Origin of the sequence: Luteolibacter sp. LG18 (assembly GCF_036322585.1) — a bacterium.
Lineage (GTDB): Bacteria > Verrucomicrobiota > Verrucomicrobiia > Verrucomicrobiales > Akkermansiaceae > Luteolibacter.
In genome coordinates this window covers 2,014,998-2,028,957 of the sequence record NZ_AP024600.1, presented here as the reverse complement: position 1 = coordinate 2,028,957, position 13,960 = coordinate 2,014,998, and the positions used below count along the sequence as shown (strand labels likewise).

At 65.9% G+C, this 13,960-nt stretch carries 12 protein-coding genes; 9 read left to right on the top strand and 3 right to left on the bottom strand.

The features are described 5' to 3' along the window. Window positions 1-61: 61 nt before the first annotated feature. Window positions 62-1,999: a KUP/HAK/KT family potassium transporter gene (locus llg_RS08465; RefSeq protein WP_338289322.1), complete on the bottom strand. Its 1,938-nt coding sequence runs from the start codon at window positions 1,997-1,999 to the stop codon at window positions 62-64. A 266-nt stretch (window positions 2,000-2,265) separates the two neighbouring features. Between llg_RS08465 and llg_RS08460 the strand changes: the two genes are divergently transcribed. From llg_RS08460 to deoC, 3 genes are read left to right on the top strand one after another with little or no spacing between them, the layout of a single operon-like run. Beyond that, on the top strand, window positions 2,266-2,907 hold the full coding sequence (locus llg_RS08460; RefSeq protein ID WP_338289321.1) for an OmpH family outer membrane protein: 642 nt from the start codon (window positions 2,266-2,268) through the stop codon (window positions 2,905-2,907). A 5-nt stretch (window positions 2,908-2,912) separates the two neighbouring features. Then, a complete protein-coding gene (locus llg_RS08455; RefSeq protein WP_338289320.1) occupies window positions 2,913-3,431 on the top strand; it encodes a hypothetical protein in 519 nt (172 codons plus the stop codon). Beyond that, window positions 3,424-4,161, top strand: coding sequence for a deoxyribose-phosphate aldolase (deoC, locus tag llg_RS08450; RefSeq protein WP_338289319.1), 738 nt, complete (start codon window positions 3,424-3,426; stop codon window positions 4,159-4,161). The genes llg_RS08455 and deoC overlap by 8 nt, the downstream gene beginning before the upstream one ends. Window positions 4,162-4,302: 141 nt before the next feature. Here the strand turns inward: deoC and llg_RS08445 are convergent, their stop codons facing one another. Together llg_RS08445 and llg_RS08440 are read right to left on the bottom strand one after the other, a co-directional pair. Then, entirely contained in the window at window positions 4,303-4,953 is a 651-nt protein-coding gene (locus llg_RS08445; protein WP_338289318.1) for an NAD(P)H-dependent oxidoreductase, read from the bottom strand. 309 nt (window positions 4,954-5,262) lie between these two features. After that, window positions 5,263-8,040 carry a phosphoenolpyruvate carboxylase gene (locus llg_RS08440; protein WP_338289317.1) on the bottom strand — a complete coding sequence of 926 codons (2,778 nt, stop codon included), beginning with the start codon at window positions 8,038-8,040 and terminating at the stop codon, window positions 5,263-5,265. A gap of 198 nt (window positions 8,041-8,238) precedes the next feature. Between llg_RS08440 and llg_RS08435 the strand changes: the two genes are divergently transcribed. From llg_RS08435 to llg_RS08410, 6 genes are all read left to right on the top strand, one after another. Beyond that, window positions 8,239-8,586, top strand: a complete 348-nt coding sequence (locus llg_RS08435) for an aspartate 1-decarboxylase (RefSeq protein WP_338289316.1) — start codon at window positions 8,239-8,241, stop codon at window positions 8,584-8,586. Window positions 8,587-8,664: 78 nt separating this feature from the next. Continuing rightward, complete coding sequence (gene secG / locus llg_RS08430) at window positions 8,665-9,207, top strand: preprotein translocase subunit SecG (RefSeq protein ID WP_338289315.1); 543 nt, start codon at window positions 8,665-8,667, stop codon at window positions 9,205-9,207. Between the two features lie 12 nt (window positions 9,208-9,219). Beyond that, window positions 9,220-10,404, top strand: coding sequence for a rhomboid family intramembrane serine protease (locus llg_RS08425; RefSeq protein WP_338289314.1), 1,185 nt, complete (start codon window positions 9,220-9,222; stop codon window positions 10,402-10,404). Window positions 10,405-10,603: 199 nt separating this feature from the next. Continuing rightward, window positions 10,604-11,908, top strand: coding sequence for an aspartate aminotransferase family protein (locus llg_RS08420; protein ID WP_338289313.1), 1,305 nt, complete (start codon window positions 10,604-10,606; stop codon window positions 11,906-11,908). A 60-nt stretch (window positions 11,909-11,968) separates the two neighbouring features. Next, window positions 11,969-13,222: a C39 family peptidase gene (locus llg_RS08415; RefSeq protein ID WP_338289312.1), complete on the top strand. Its 1,254-nt coding sequence runs from the start codon at window positions 11,969-11,971 to the stop codon at window positions 13,220-13,222. Then, window positions 13,219-13,896 carry a pseudouridine synthase gene (locus llg_RS08410; RefSeq protein ID WP_338289311.1) on the top strand — a complete coding sequence of 226 codons (678 nt, stop codon included), beginning with the start codon at window positions 13,219-13,221 and terminating at the stop codon, window positions 13,894-13,896. The genes llg_RS08415 and llg_RS08410 overlap by 4 nt, the downstream gene beginning before the upstream one ends. Window positions 13,897-13,960 lie beyond the last annotated feature (64 nt).

Below are 13,960 nucleotides of genomic sequence, written 5' to 3'. Positions count from 1 at the left end.
AAGGCGGTGCGTTAGAGCGGCGGCCCCCATAGGGCCTATACGTCCTATGGGCCTTATGGCTTTAAAGCGTCACCTGGGCACCGAGCTCCACCACGCGGTTCGGCGGCAGCTTGAAGTAGGCGGAGGCCGGGGTCGCGTTGCGCAGCATCGAGGCGAAGATGGCGAGACGGACGCGGTGCTTCGAGGTGCAGGCCTTGCCGGTGACGATGGTTTCACGGCCGAGGAAGAAGCTGGTCCGGCCCGGATGGTAGCCGATCTCGGGCGGCATGCCCTCCTTCAGCGCCTGCGGGACATCCGGCTCCTCGGCGAACCCGAAGCGCATGATGACATTGTGGAAGCCCTGACCCAGGTCCTTGAACTCGAAGCGCTCCTCCTTCGCCGCCACCGCCACGTCCAGCGTGAGCACGTGGAGCAGGATGAGGCGCTCGTGGATCACGCCGTTGTGCTTGAGGTTGTGCAGCAGCGGCACCGGCACGGCATCGGCCTGGCCGGTCATGAAGATGGCGGTGCCACGGACGCGGGGAATCGTGCCGCGGGCCACCTGATCGAGCAGGTCGCCGAGCGGGATGCGCTGGCGGGCGAACTGGATGGCACTGCGGTTGCGGCCCCAGGTCCAAGTGGTCATCAGGAACATCACGGCGGAGGCCACCACCAGCGGCAACCAGCCGCCGTCGTGGATCTTCAGCGAGTTCGCGGCCAGGAAGGCGACGTCCACGCCCAGGAAGATGCAGGAGAGGATCGCGGCCTTCGCCACCGACCATTGCCAGATCTTGCGCGCGGCGGCCCAGAACAGCACCGAAGTGGCCGTCATCGTCAGCGCGATGGCGATGCCGTAGGCCGCGGCGAGGGCCTCGGAGGATTGGAAGATCGCCACCAGCAGCACGCAGGCGATGGCCAGCAGCCAATTCACCATCGGCAGGTAGATCTGGCCCTTTTCGGTAACCGAGGTGTGGAAGATGCGCAGGCGCGGCAGGCAGTTGAGCTGGATCGCCTGGGCGGTGAGCGAGAAGGCTCCGGAAATGAGGGCCTGGCTGGCAATGATGGTCGCGAACACGGCGAGGACCACCAACAGGATGTTCAGGCCGGGAAAGCGATCGGGATCGATCAGGTGGAAAAACGGCGAGGCGTTCTCGCCGGCCATGATCTCCGGCTGGCGTTCGAGCAGGGCCGCCTGGCCGAGGTAGTTCAACACCAAGGCGGGGCAAACAACTCCCCACCAGGCCATGCGGATCGGGCGGCGGCCGAAGTGGCCGAGATCGGCGTAGAGAGCTTCACCCCCGGTGACGGCAAGGAAGACCGCGGCCAGCAGCGGCAGGCCGTGTTTCCACTCGTGGATCAGGAAATTCACCGCCGTGGTCGGGGACAGGGCCCACAGCACCCTCGGGGTCTGGGCCAGCGACACGATGCCGGTGATCGCCAGCACCCCGAACCAGGCCAGCACGATCGGGCCGAACAGCTTGCCGACCTTCTCCGTCCCGTGGCGCTGGATGGCGAACAGGCCCACGAGGATGACGATGGCGATCAGCGGAATGAGGTGCTCGCTTTTCGTGATCTGCGGGAACGCTTCCACCAGCGGTTTCACCGTCTTCAGACCTTCCACGGCGCTGAGCACCGAGATGGCCGGGGTGAGCATCCCGTCCGCGTAGATCAGTGCCGCACCGAACAAACCGAGCATGAAGAACCACTTCTGGTTCTTCTCGCCGGGCACCGCGTTTCGAATCAGCGCCGCGAGAGCGAGCACGCCGCCTTCGCCGCGGTTGTCGAGGCGCAGGATCATCCGGAGATACTTGAAGCCCACGATGAACAGCAGCGACCAGACGATCAGCGAGGCCGCTCCGACCAGATTGGTTTGTGTGACCTCCGCACCGTGCCCACTGAGGAAGCACTCCTTGAAGGCATACAGGGGACTCGTGCCGATGTCCCCGAAAACCACTCCCAATGCACCCAACGCGGCAGCCACAGGCCAGCGCGACGTCGTCCCAGATTCAGCCTGACTCATTCGGCGGTTTGGTTCTTTAAAGTGTCCGACCCGCTGGGGGGCGGACACGCGCCGATGAGCGGCCAACCTAACCGGAAAAGCAAGCGAATTTGCACAAGCCACTACTTATAAAATGGTTGCAAAATTAGAAGTGACTTTGGAGCCCCGTGGTGATTCGCGTGCGCGGCTGTTCCAAGCGTCCTAACAGGTTTTCCGCCGCTCCGCCCGGAACCGTCCCGCGGGGGCTCGACAGGGATCATTTCCAGGTGCATCCTCGGGCCAGATCCATGAGACGATTGATCGCCACCTTCATTGCCCTGGGCACGCTCGGGGCCGCCGCGGCCCCGCCCCGCATCGCCCTGGTCCGCATCACCGATCTCTACAAGGACCTGCCCTCCACCAAGGCGGAGATCGCCGGCTTCGACGCCCAGCGCGCGGATGTCCTGAAAGACCGCCGCGCCGACGAGATCCGCAAGCTGGTGGAGGAACTCAAGGCCCTCCAGGCCAGCATCCAGAAGGAGGGCGACGCTTCCGACCCGACGCGCCAGAAGCTCCTGAAGGACTACGAGAGCAAGGTTTCCGCGATGAAGAGCCTCCAGCAGGAATTTGAAACTTTCAGCAGCGAGCGCAACCTGGAGATCAACCGCGAGATGGTGAAAACCATGCGCGTTTCCTTCGACCGGATCACCAAACAAGCCCGTGCGGTGGCCGAGAAACAGGGCTACGATTGGCTGATCGACAGCTCCGGAAACACAAATACCGGGCTCCCTGTCGTTCTCTACTCAAAGAACGCCCCGGACCTGACCGCCGACGTGCTCGCCGCCCTGTCCGGACAAACTTCCCAGAACACGCCACCTGAAGCCCCGACCGCCGCACCTGCCGCGCCCGCCACCCCGGCTTCGAAACCTCCCGTCAAACCAGTCCGCTGACTGCCATGGAAACACTCAAAGCCATCCTGAGCGAACACTTCACCTGGGGCCTGCTGCTGGGCCTGCTGATCGCCGGATTCATCTGGAAATCCGGCTTCCACGCGAAGCGCACGCTCGTCCGCGAGAACAAGCGCATCGCCGACGAACACCGCGACCTGACCAGCCACCTCAATACCCAGCTCAAGATCAACGCCAGCGGCAACCAGACCCTGCAAAGCGAGCTCGACGAGCTGAAGAAGCAGAACGAGACGCTGCGCATCAACCTCGCCGCCCTCCAGCAGAAGCCCGGCCAGGCCGAGCTGCGCCAGCTCCAGATCAACGAGACCGCCGTGCGCCTGATGCGCGAGCAGGCTCCGGGGTTCGCTCCCGCGTGGGAAAAGGCGATCCGCCAGGCCGAAACCGATCTCGCCGCAGCGGACTCCGGCTTGAAGAAGCTCGTCCGCCGCGTGCTCCCGGGTCTCGGCAATTCCAGCTCCACCGCCAGCGCGCCGCTGCTGGTCACCGATGACAAGACCGATGGCTGATCCCGCGCGCCTCATCGGGCTGCTCGATCTCACCACGCTCGGCCCCACCGACACGGAGGCCGATGTCGAAGCGCTCGCCGCGCGGGCGCTTGCTCCCGTGCCCGGCCACCCGGAAATCCGCTGCGCCGCGGTGTGCGTGTGGCCGAACTTCGCCGCCACGGCCGCCCGCGCCGTGAAGGGCAGCGGTGTGGAGGTCGCGTGCGTAGCCGGTGCCTTCCCGTTTTCCCAATCGCCGCTCGCGGTCAAGGTCGCCGAAGTCGCCGCCGCCGTGGAGGCGGGAGCCACCGAGATCGACATCGCGATCCACCGCGGGCTGTTTCTCTCCGGCCGCCATGACGAGTTGCGTGAGGAGATCGCCGCGATGAAGGCCGCCTGCGGCCCCGCCCATCTCAAGGTCATCCTCGAAACCTGCGACCTCCCGGACGAGGCCGCGATCCGCACCGCCTGCCGGATCGCGCTCGAAAGCGGCACCGATTTCCTCAAGACCTCGACCGGCAAGGGCAAGCACGGCGCCACCCTCGGCCACACCCGTATTCTGCTGGAGGAAGCAACCGCCTGGACCACCGCCACTGGCAAGCTGATCGGCGTGAAGCCCGCGGGCGGCATCCGGAACACCGGCGACGCCCGCGCTTACCACGATCTCGCGGCGGAATTCTTCCCGGAAGTCACCGCCGCGAATTTCCGCATCGGGGCCTCCACGCTGTTGGACGACCTGATCGCGGAGATCTGAGGAGTTGAGCCTTTAGGCGAGGAGGGTCTTTAGAGGGAGGCGGAGGCTCCCGGGATTTTTTGCCGCAAAGAGGCGCACGAAGAGCGCAAAAGGAAGAGATTCGGTCGCGTCCCTCCACGCTGTTGGACGACCTGCTGAAACTCACACGTGCAGCAGCACCTCTTCCTTCGGGAAGCGGACCTTCGGCAGGCCGGCGTATTTGTCCTGGGACGAGCGATAGCCGATGGCGGCGACCACGACCGAGCCGAGACCCTTTTCCTCAAGGCCGAGGATGCGATCGTAATCCGCTGGCGAGAATCCCTCCATCGGGCAGGCGTCGATACCGAGCAGGGCGGCGCTGGTGAGCAAGTTGCCCAGCGCGATGTAAACCTGTCGGCTCGCCCAGACATCGCGGGCGGCATCGTCCTTGCCGAGGATCACGCTGCCCACGGACATCTCACGCAGCGGCGCGAGCGCTTCCACCGGCACGCCTCGGACCTCCGAGATGCGCTGGAGATGGGCATCGATGTCCTTCTCGGTGATGTTCTTCTTCACCGCGAGGACGACCAGCTTCGAGGCGTCCGTGATCTGGGACTGGCCCCACGACGCGGCCTTGAGCTGTTCGCGGACCTCCGGGTCCTCGACGACGACGAACTTCCAAAGCTGGAGGCCGAGGCTGGATGGGGAAAGCTGGAGCGCCTCCTCCAGCGTGCTCCAATCGGCGGGATCGATCTGGCGATCGGCGTCGAACTGCTTGGTGGCGTAGCGCCAGTTGAGTTGGTCGATGAGTTGCTCGCGGGTGGCGGTTTTCATGATGGCCGCACGATAGGCAGAAACCCGCCGCGCCGCCCAATGCCGCTTCGTTGGGCTGAGCCATACTCCACGGCATGCCCTCTGAAGGAGTTGAGGCTTTCAGCCGAGGAAGCTCTTCAGAGGGAGGCGGAGGCTCCGGAGATTTTAGCCGCAAAAAGACGCACGAAGGGCGCAAAAGGGAAGAGATCGGATTTCGCTGCGGAGAAACCCATCTTCTCTTCCTGAAAACTGAACACTGCAAACCAGCAAACTTTCAGGCCTCCGCCTCCCGGGAAGACCTTCCTCACCCAAAGGCTCAACTCCCCCGGATCAACCGGTGGTACGCAGGCCCGAGGCGATGGCGTTGATGGAGAGCAGCAGGTCCGGCAACAGCGCGTCGGCGTCGTGGTGCTTTCCTGCGGCCAGCAGCTCGCGCCACTTCCGCAGCAGGACGATCTGGCGGTGGTGCAGCACGCGCAGCGGGGCCTCGCGGATATCGAGGGTCTTCGCCATACGCGGGCGGCGGTCCGCCATCTCGCCATCGAACAATTCGGCGAGCAGCACGCGGGTGCGCTCGAACTCGGCATCGATGATCGCCAGGAAGCGCTCGCGCAGCTTCTCGTTCGTCACCAGCGCCGCATACTCGTGCATGAGCTGGAGGTTCGCGGAGGCGAGGTTCGTCTCCACGTTCGTCAGCACGTAGGTCAGGAAGGTGGAATCCGGCAGCGCGGCCTTCAGTTCCTGGAAGCCAGCGGGGTCTTCCTTCTTGAGTGCCTCCAAACCGGAGCCGACGCCGAACCAGCCCGGCAGGTAATAGCGGGCCTGGGTCCACGAGAACACCCACGGGATCGCGCGCAGGTCGGAGATCGAGTGACCCTGCTTGCCGGTGCGGCGGGCGGGACGCGATCCGATGCGGGCGTGCTCCAGCGCGTCAAGCGGCGTGGCCTGGCGGTAGAAGGTGATGAAGTCCTCGGCGTGGAGGAGGGCCTGGTAGGCCTGCTGGCTGGCCTGCGCGAGGCGCGGCATGAAGCGCTCGCACGGATCCTGCTGTTTCACGCCGAAGCGGTGGCGCGCGGTCGTAACCGCCGCACCCGCGAGCAGCAGCTCGAGGTTGTAGGTGGCGTTGGCGAGGTTCGCGTACTTCTGGGCGATGGTCTCGCCCTGCTCGGTCATGCGGAAATGGCCGGACATCGCGCCGTGCGGCAGCGAGGCCATGAACCAGTGCGTCGGACCCGCGCCGCGGGAAATGGTGCCGCCGCGGCCGTGGAAGAAGCACAGCGGGACACCATGCTCCTTGCCGGTGGCGGTGAGGGCTTCCTCCGCCTTGTGGAGGGCCCACTGCGCGGCGAGGATGCCGCAGTCCTTGTTGGAATCCGAGTAGCCCAGCATCACCTGCTGGGTGGTGAAGCACTCATTGGTGCCCACCAGATACGAGCGGCTGCGGCGCGTGAACGGATGCTCCAGGAAGGCCGCCAGGATGTCCGGCGAGCGATCGAGGTCATCCATCGTTTCGAACAGCGGCACGACCTCCAGCGGGCAGGCGAGGCCGCCATCGATGACCTCCATCAGCCCGGCCTCGCGGGCCAGCAGATAGACGCCGAGCAGGTCCGAAAGCTGGCGGGTCATCGAGATGATGAGCGCGCCCAGTCCGGCATCCCCCCACGCGCGGCGGTGGCGGACCAGCACGCGGTAGCAATCGAGCACGGCCGCGGCCTCCGGACCGGCGACGATGCCCTCGTGCAGGAACGGGCGGGTCGAGGTGAGTTCGGCATTGAGGAACTCCAGGCGCTTGTCCTCCGGCCAGGTCGGATAGTTCTCGCCGTCCGGCACGTGGGCGGCAGTGAGGAGCTGGGCGATCGCCTTGTCGTGGAACTCGGAATTCTGGCGGATGTCGAGGGTGGCCAAGTGGAAGCCGAACATCTCGATCTTGTGGCGCAGCGGACGGATGTACTGCTCCTCCAGGAGGTGGCAACCGGCGTCCTGCAGCGTGCGCGCCAACAGGTCGAGATCGGCGGACAATTGATCCGGGGACACGTAACCGAGATCGCCCTTCGACTGGAGGCGGAGACGCAGCGCGACCAAGGCCGCGAGCTGGCGCCACGGCTCCTCGCTATGGCGATCGAAGATTTCCTTCACCGCGTCCTCCGCGCCGAAACCGAGCACGAACGAGAGCTCATCGATGCGGGCCTGGAGATCATCCGGCGCGGGCGTGAGGTGGCGGGACAGCGTGAGCTGCGACGACAGCGCCGCGAACTCGCGGTGGAGCAGCTCGAAGGCGGCCTGGCGGAGCTGGACCAAGGCGGTCTCGGTGACCTGCGGGGTGACGAGCGGGTGGCCGTCGCGGTCGCCACCGATCCACGTGCCGAAGGACAGGCGCGGGATGTTGCCGGCGGAACGCAACGCCTCCAGCGGCAGGCCGGCATCGCGCCAGGCATCGGTGAAGTTCAGGTCGAGGCGGTTCACCGCGTCCGGGAACAGGTCGCGGAGGTAGTGGATGGAATTCCGCAGCTCGCTGATGATGTCCGGGCGGACGAGATGGATTTCCGCGGTGCGCCACAGGGTTTCCAGCGTGGTCACCATGTGCTGGCGCAGGCGGCCGCGCTCGCGGTCCGTGTATTTCGGATACTCGTTGCGGACGAGATCGTCGTAGAGCGCACGGTGGCGCTCGCGGATGCTGGAGCGCTTCGCCTCGGTCGGGTGGGCGGTGAGCACCGGCTCGACATTCACGTCCCGCAGCACTTCGAGGATTTGCTCGGGCTTCAGGCCCAGCTCGCGGAGATCGCGGAGCGCCTGCGGCCACAGCCCGCGGATCGATTCCGCGCCGAGGACGTTCTCACGCTCACGGCGGATGGCGGCGGCCACGCGCTCCTCCACCATGTTCAGGAGCTGGAAGCCGATCGAGTAAAGCTGGGGAATCCCGGCGGGCGGATTGGCGTCGTTCGGGATGGTGCCGGACCACGGCAAATAAGGCAGCAGCGCGGTTTCGCCCGTCGATTCGAGGGCCTCGCCGAGGCAGCCGATCAGAAGGGAAAGCGTCTCATCGATCAGGTCGAAACCTTCGAGTCGCAGTTGTTCGCGGGTGGGGGTCGTGGTGGCCGTTCCGGTCATGGGCGCGGCCACTCAAGCACGAAGCGGGCCGAATGGGAAAGCGAAGCCTTGTGGTTTCCGGAAACCCACCGCCCGCCCGGGGGCTCCGGATCGTCGTAAACGATGCGCCTTCAAACGCTTCCGGCGGCCGAACGGGGCTGTGGAAACACAGCTTGCCGCTTGACGGCGCGCCCCGGGGGAGTTTCCTTCCCGCGCGCCATGCTCCGTCAGTTCCTCAAATCGAAGATCCACCGCGCCATGATCACCCACGGCGACGTGGACTATGAAGGCAGCATCGAGATCCCGACGGACCTCATGGAGGCCGCCGGACTGTGGGAGGGCGAAAAGGTCCTCGTGGCCTCCATCACCACCGGCAACCGCCTCCAGACCTACGTCCAGCCGGGCCCTCCGGGACTGGGCCACATCATCATCAACGGCGGCGCCGCCCACCGCATCAAAGTCGGGGAGCGGGTCGCCATCATGGCCTTCTGCCTGTCCGAGACCCAGGTGGTCGCGCAAAAGCTGGTCCTCTCCGAAACCAACGAAATCATCCGCCAGGGCCGCTGACCGCCCCGGATACCCCCGATTTTTCGCCACAACTCCCCGCTTTACAAGGTGGGGACCGCCTCCCATAGTCCCGCGCCCATGATTCTCGCTGACATTCCTTGGCTTAACCTCAGCATCAACCTGTTGCTGGTGATCTTCTTCTTCGTCTGCGTGATGATGGTCCTGCTGATCCTGATGCAGCGTCCGAAGCAGGAAGGTCTTGGAGCCGCGTTCGGTGCCAACGTGACCGACCAGGTCTTCGGTGCCCGCACCACCAACGTCCTCCAGCGCGGCACGGTTTACCTCGCCTCCGCTTTCTTCGTGCTGGCCCTCACGCTCGCCATCCTCTTCGGCCACCGCAACAACGCCATGTCGCTGGTCGACAAGAATGCGAAGGAAGCCCCTGCTGAAATCGCCCCTGCCGAGCCGACCCCGGCTGCTCCGGTCGTTCCCGCCGCCCCGGTGGAAACCCCGGCTCCCGCTCCGGCCCCGGCTGACGCCGCTCCGAAAACCGAAGAAGCACCGAAGACCGAGGCTCCCAAGACGGAAGCTCCGGCCGAGCCTGCGGCCCCGGCCCAACCGGCCGCTCCCGCCGACGCTCCGGCTCCGGCCAATGGCGGAGAAAAACCCGCCGGTCAGTGACGCTTTTCCGGCGTGACCGCCACGCCTGAGATCTCCGACGATGCCCCGGTGTGGGCACGCGCGGAGGCATTCCCCGCAGCTCCCGACGGATGGGGGTGGACCGATCGCAAGGGCGGTCAGCACCCCGTTTCCTCCCTGGAGGAGCTCGCGGGTTCGATCCGGGAGGACCGTTCCTCCGCCATCGACCTCGTCTGGACCCCCGCGAGCCCGCGGATGGTGGTGCCGGAGGAAATCCCCGAGCTGTTCCACGCGCTCTTCCACGCCCGCCGGCGCTGGACCGCCGCCGATCTGGAGCACTCCCACGGCCAGCTCAAGATTTTCGGAGCCGGGGTTGCCGCCATGGTGGCCATGGCTTGGTGGAAGGACCAGCCGCTGCTCACCTCCACCCCGCTCGGCATCGCGCTGCTGCTGTTCGTGATGTTCGCGCTGATCCCGTGGTACCAAGCATGGAAACGCGGCCGCGAACTCCACTCCTGGACCCCCGAGAGCATGACCGCCGCGGTGGCACCACTGCGGTTTGAAACCTGGCTCGATCTCCAACGCGCTCCGTTCACCCGGTTGTTCCTCGTCCTGATGACGCTGACCGGCCTGGCGCAGATCTTCTCACCCGCCGGCCACAGCTCCATCGTCACCGCCGGTCTGGTGAAATCCGCCTACCTCCACGGCGAGACCTGGCGTCTTTTCACCGCCCCCTTTCTTCACGGCAATGAACTTCACTGGTTCATGAACATGGGGGCACTGCTCTATCTCGGCAGGCGCTTGGAGGTCCTCGCCCGCTGGCCGCATCTGGTGGTGGTGTTCCTGTTCTCCGCGTGGGTCGGCGGCGAAGCCTCGGCCCGGTTTGTCGAAACCATGTCGGTCGGAGCCTCCGGCGGGCTGATGGGCTGGCTCGGATTCCTGCTGGTGTTCGAAACCCTGCACTCACGGTTGGTCCCGCGCTCGTCGCGACGGCGCTTGCTCGCGGGCGTGGCACTCACCGCGTTGATCGGCCTTATCGGCTACCGTTTCATCGACAATGCCGCTCACGCCGGTGGCCTGCTCGCGGGCATGATCTACGGGATCATCGTGTTCCCGAAATCCTCCTCCCCGCACCGGCCGCAAAGCACGCTCACCGACCGCGTGGTGGGCGGCCTCGCGCTCGCCGCCACCCTGGCCTCGGTGGGCTTCGCGATCTGGAAGGTCCTCGGAAGGAGTTGAGCCTTTAGGCGAGGAAGGTCTTCCCGGGGGCGGAGGCCTAAAAGTTTGCTGGTTTGCAGTGTTCAGTTTTCAAGAAGTGAAGACTGACAGACCTCCAGCTCTTCCTTTTGCGATTTTTGCGCTGCTTTGCGGCTGAAATCTCCCCAGCCTCCGCCTCGCGGAAGACCTTCCTCGCCTGAAGGCTCAACTCCTCTCCCCCATGCTGCCCGCCCTAGTCACCCCGGTCCCCGGCCCGCGCTCCCAAGAACTCGCCGCCCGCCTCGGCGCGGTGGAGTGCCGGAACACCACCTTCCGCTCGCCGGAATGGCCGGTGTTTTGGGAACGCGCGGAGGGGGTGAACGTGTGGGACTCCGATGGCAACCGCTTCCTGGAACTCACCAGCGCCTTCGGTGTGGCCACACTGGGCCACGGCTTCACCGCTGCCGCCGCGCGCGCCCAGTCCCACCACCTGCTCCACGCCATGGGCGATGTCCACCCGGCGCGCCTGAAGGTGGAACTGTGCGAACGCCTCAGCGCCCTGACCTTCGAACGCTGGACCGGTGAAAAAGGCAAGGCCCTGCTCGGCAACTCCGGCTTCGAGGCGGTGGAGGCCGCGCTGAAAACCGCCGCGCTCGCCACCGGCCGGAAGGGCATCGTCGCCTTCCAGGGTGCCTACCACGGCCTCGGTTATGGCGCGCTGCTGGGCGCGGGCATCCCATGGTTCCGCGAACCGTTCGAGGGCCAGCTCGCCCGCGTCACCACCCTGCTCCCCTTCCCCGCCGATGACACCGCCCTCGAAACCTTCCGAGCCGCGCTCGCGGAGGTCGACGGTACGGACATCGGCGCGGTATTGGTCGAGCCGATCCAAGGCCGCGGCGGCATCGTGATCCCGCCACCGGCATTCCTGCGGGAACTGCGCGAGTGGTGCGACCACCACGGCGCGCTGCTGGTGATCGATGAGATTTTCACCGGTCTGAACCGCACCGGCAAGCCCTTCGCCTGCGAGTGGGACGGCGTGGTGCCCGATCTCGTCTGTCTCGGCAAGGCGCTCAGCGGCGGCTTCCCGATCTCCGCCTGCGTGGGCAAGGCCGCGGTGATGGACCGCTGGCCGGAGACCCACGGCGAAGCCCTCCACACCAGCACCTTCCTCGGCAATCCGATGGGCTGCGCGATGGCCGTCGCCGCGCTCGACGAGCATGCGAAACCGTCCACCCCCGCCCGCGCGCTGGCCGAGGGCGAGGCCCTGCACGCCGCGCTTTCCACCCTTTCCGGCGAGCCCTTCGTCACCGCGATCCGGGGCCGCGGGCTGCTCCAGGCGATCGAACTCCATCACCCGGACGGCCGCCCCGCCGGAGACCTCGCCATCGCCCTGGTGCAGGAACTCCTGCAGGAAGGCATCCTCCTGCTGCCCGAGGGCCCCGTCGGCCACGTGCTCGCTTTCAGCCCGCCGCTCGGCCTGACCGCGGAGGAAATCGACTGCGTCACGGAATTGCTTCGCAACGGGTTACGGCGGAAAAATAGGTGACCCGGCTGTCCGGCGGCGCTCTCAGGAAGACACTCTGTTTTTGTAACGTCCGTTTTCCGCATGAAATCCCACGCCCCCTTCGCGCTGGCACTTGCCCTCCTGACCCTGCCCGTCCACGCCGATCCCGCTCCCGCGCCGATCGACGCCACGCTGACGGATGCCGCGCTTTTCACCAAACCGGTCAAGGACCTGATGCCCGCCACCGGCGGCTTCGCCTGGCTCAGCGACAAGAAGGACGGACTGCGCGCCAATGCCAGCCGCTGGTCGTTGTTCGGTGAAAAGACCGGCGAGATCGTGATCCGCGGCGATGAGACCAAGACCAGCTCCGTGAGCGTGTCGCTCTACAACCGTGGCGACGACGGCGAGATTTCCGTAAAGGATCTGGAAGCGCGTTTCGAGGATTGGAAAAAGCGCCTGACCATCGGCCTCGGCAATCCCGGCGAGGTTTACTCGCAGCGCAGCGCCGTGAACCTCAAGGGCTGGATGTGGAAGAAGGACAAGGCCGCGTGGCTGCTCGAATCCTCGATCAGCCGTGGCGACGGCGCTCCGCAGGCCGAGTTCCTGCGGCTCCGCCTCGCCTCGCTCGACACCGCCGGGACGAAGGCCCAGGTGGCGAAGCGCGCAAGCCTCACCGAGCACCTCGTGAAGAAGGACAATGGCGACGTTTACATCGACAACGTGCCGATGGTCGACCAGGGCCAGAAAGGCTACTGCGCCGTCGCCACCGCCGAACGGGTCGCCCGCTACTACGGCCTAGAAGTCGATCAACACGAGATGGCCCAGGTCGCGAAGACCGGCGAGAACGGCACCAGCATGGCGGAGATGGAAGAGGCGCTGAAACGCATCACCGGCCGCCTCCACATCAGCACCACCAAGCGTTTCGACTACGACGCCAAGCAGTACGAGGAGGACGTCCGCGATTACAACTCCGCGGCCAAGCGCGCCGGAGGCGAGAAATTCGAGCCGAACCCGAACGTCATCGACGTCGCCGCCCTCCAGCAGGCCGTGAAGCCGGAGATCTACCTCGCCGCGAAGGTGAAGCAATCCGGCTACAAGCGCTTCATCGCCCGTATCCAGGAATCCATCGACAAGGGCATCCCGGTGAGTTGGTCGCTCCAGCTCGGCATGTTCCAGGAAGCCGGTCTGCCCCAGACCCACGGCGGCCACATGCGGCTGATCATCGGCTACAACACCAAGACCGAGGAGGTCATTTACTCGGACTCGTGGGGAGCCGGGCACGAGCTGAAGCGCATGCCCGCCGGTCATGCTTGGTGCATGACGATGGCGCTGTATACGATGGCGCCCACCTCGTGAAGCTCGACCGCCTCCTCGCCAAACACCAGTCGATGGGCCGCAATGAAGCCCGCCGCCGCATCCTGCGCGGCAGCGTGCGGGTGGATGGCGAGGTGGTCACGCGCCACGACCAGGAGGTCGACCGCTTCAGCGGCGTGACGCTGGAGGATGAAATCGTCCGCGCGCCGGAACGCCGGCTCCGCATCCTGTTGCACAAGCCGGTCGGCGTGGTCAGCGCCACCGTCGATGCCGAGCACACCACCGTGATCGATCTCATCGATGACCCGGACAAGCACACGCTGCACATCGCCGGACGCCTCGACCGGAACACCTCCGGGCTGGTGCTGCTCACCAACGACGGCAATTGGTCAAAGCGGCTGATGGACCCGGCCCACAAGGTGGACAAGGTCTATCTGGTGGAGACCCGCGACCCGATTCCACGGGAAGCAGTGGCCGCCTTCGCCGCCGGATTCTATTTCCACACCGAGGACCTCACCACCCTGCCCGCGGAGCTGGAGATTCTCGGCGAGCGGCAGGCGCGGCTCACCCTCCACGAGGGCCGCTACCATCAGGTGAAGCGCATGTTCCACCGCATCGGCAACCGCGTCACGGCGTTGCATCGGGTGAGCGTCGGGGAGTTCCGGCTTCCGGAGGATTTGAAGCCGGGGGAGTGGCGGTTTTTAGCCAAGGAGTAGGGACATTCCTGTCCCGTCTCTTCAGAATTTGCCAGCGAAGCTGGGTGGCTTTTCCAAACGGGAC

Coding starts and splice junctions, on each gene's coding strand:
- llg_RS08465 (WP_338289322.1), bottom strand. CDS start 1,999: ATGAGTCAGGCTGAATCTGGGACGACGTCGCGCTGGCCTGTGGCTGCC.
- llg_RS08460 (WP_338289321.1), top strand. CDS start 2,266: ATGAGACGATTGATCGCCACCTTCATTGCCCTGGGCACGCTCGGGGCC.
- llg_RS08455 (WP_338289320.1), top strand. CDS start 2,913: ATGGAAACACTCAAAGCCATCCTGAGCGAACACTTCACCTGGGGCCTG.
- deoC (WP_338289319.1), top strand. CDS start 3,424: ATGGCTGATCCCGCGCGCCTCATCGGGCTGCTCGATCTCACCACGCTC.
- llg_RS08445 (WP_338289318.1), bottom strand. CDS start 4,953: ATGAAAACCGCCACCCGCGAGCAACTCATCGACCAACTCAACTGGCGC.
- llg_RS08440 (WP_338289317.1), bottom strand. CDS start 8,040: ATGACCGGAACGGCCACCACGACCCCCACCCGCGAACAACTGCGACTC.
- llg_RS08435 (WP_338289316.1), top strand. CDS start 8,239: ATGCTCCGTCAGTTCCTCAAATCGAAGATCCACCGCGCCATGATCACC.
- secG (WP_338289315.1), top strand. CDS start 8,665: ATGATTCTCGCTGACATTCCTTGGCTTAACCTCAGCATCAACCTGTTG.
- llg_RS08420 (WP_338289313.1), top strand. CDS start 10,604: ATGCTGCCCGCCCTAGTCACCCCGGTCCCCGGCCCGCGCTCCCAAGAA.
- llg_RS08415 (WP_338289312.1), top strand. CDS start 11,969: ATGAAATCCCACGCCCCCTTCGCGCTGGCACTTGCCCTCCTGACCCTG.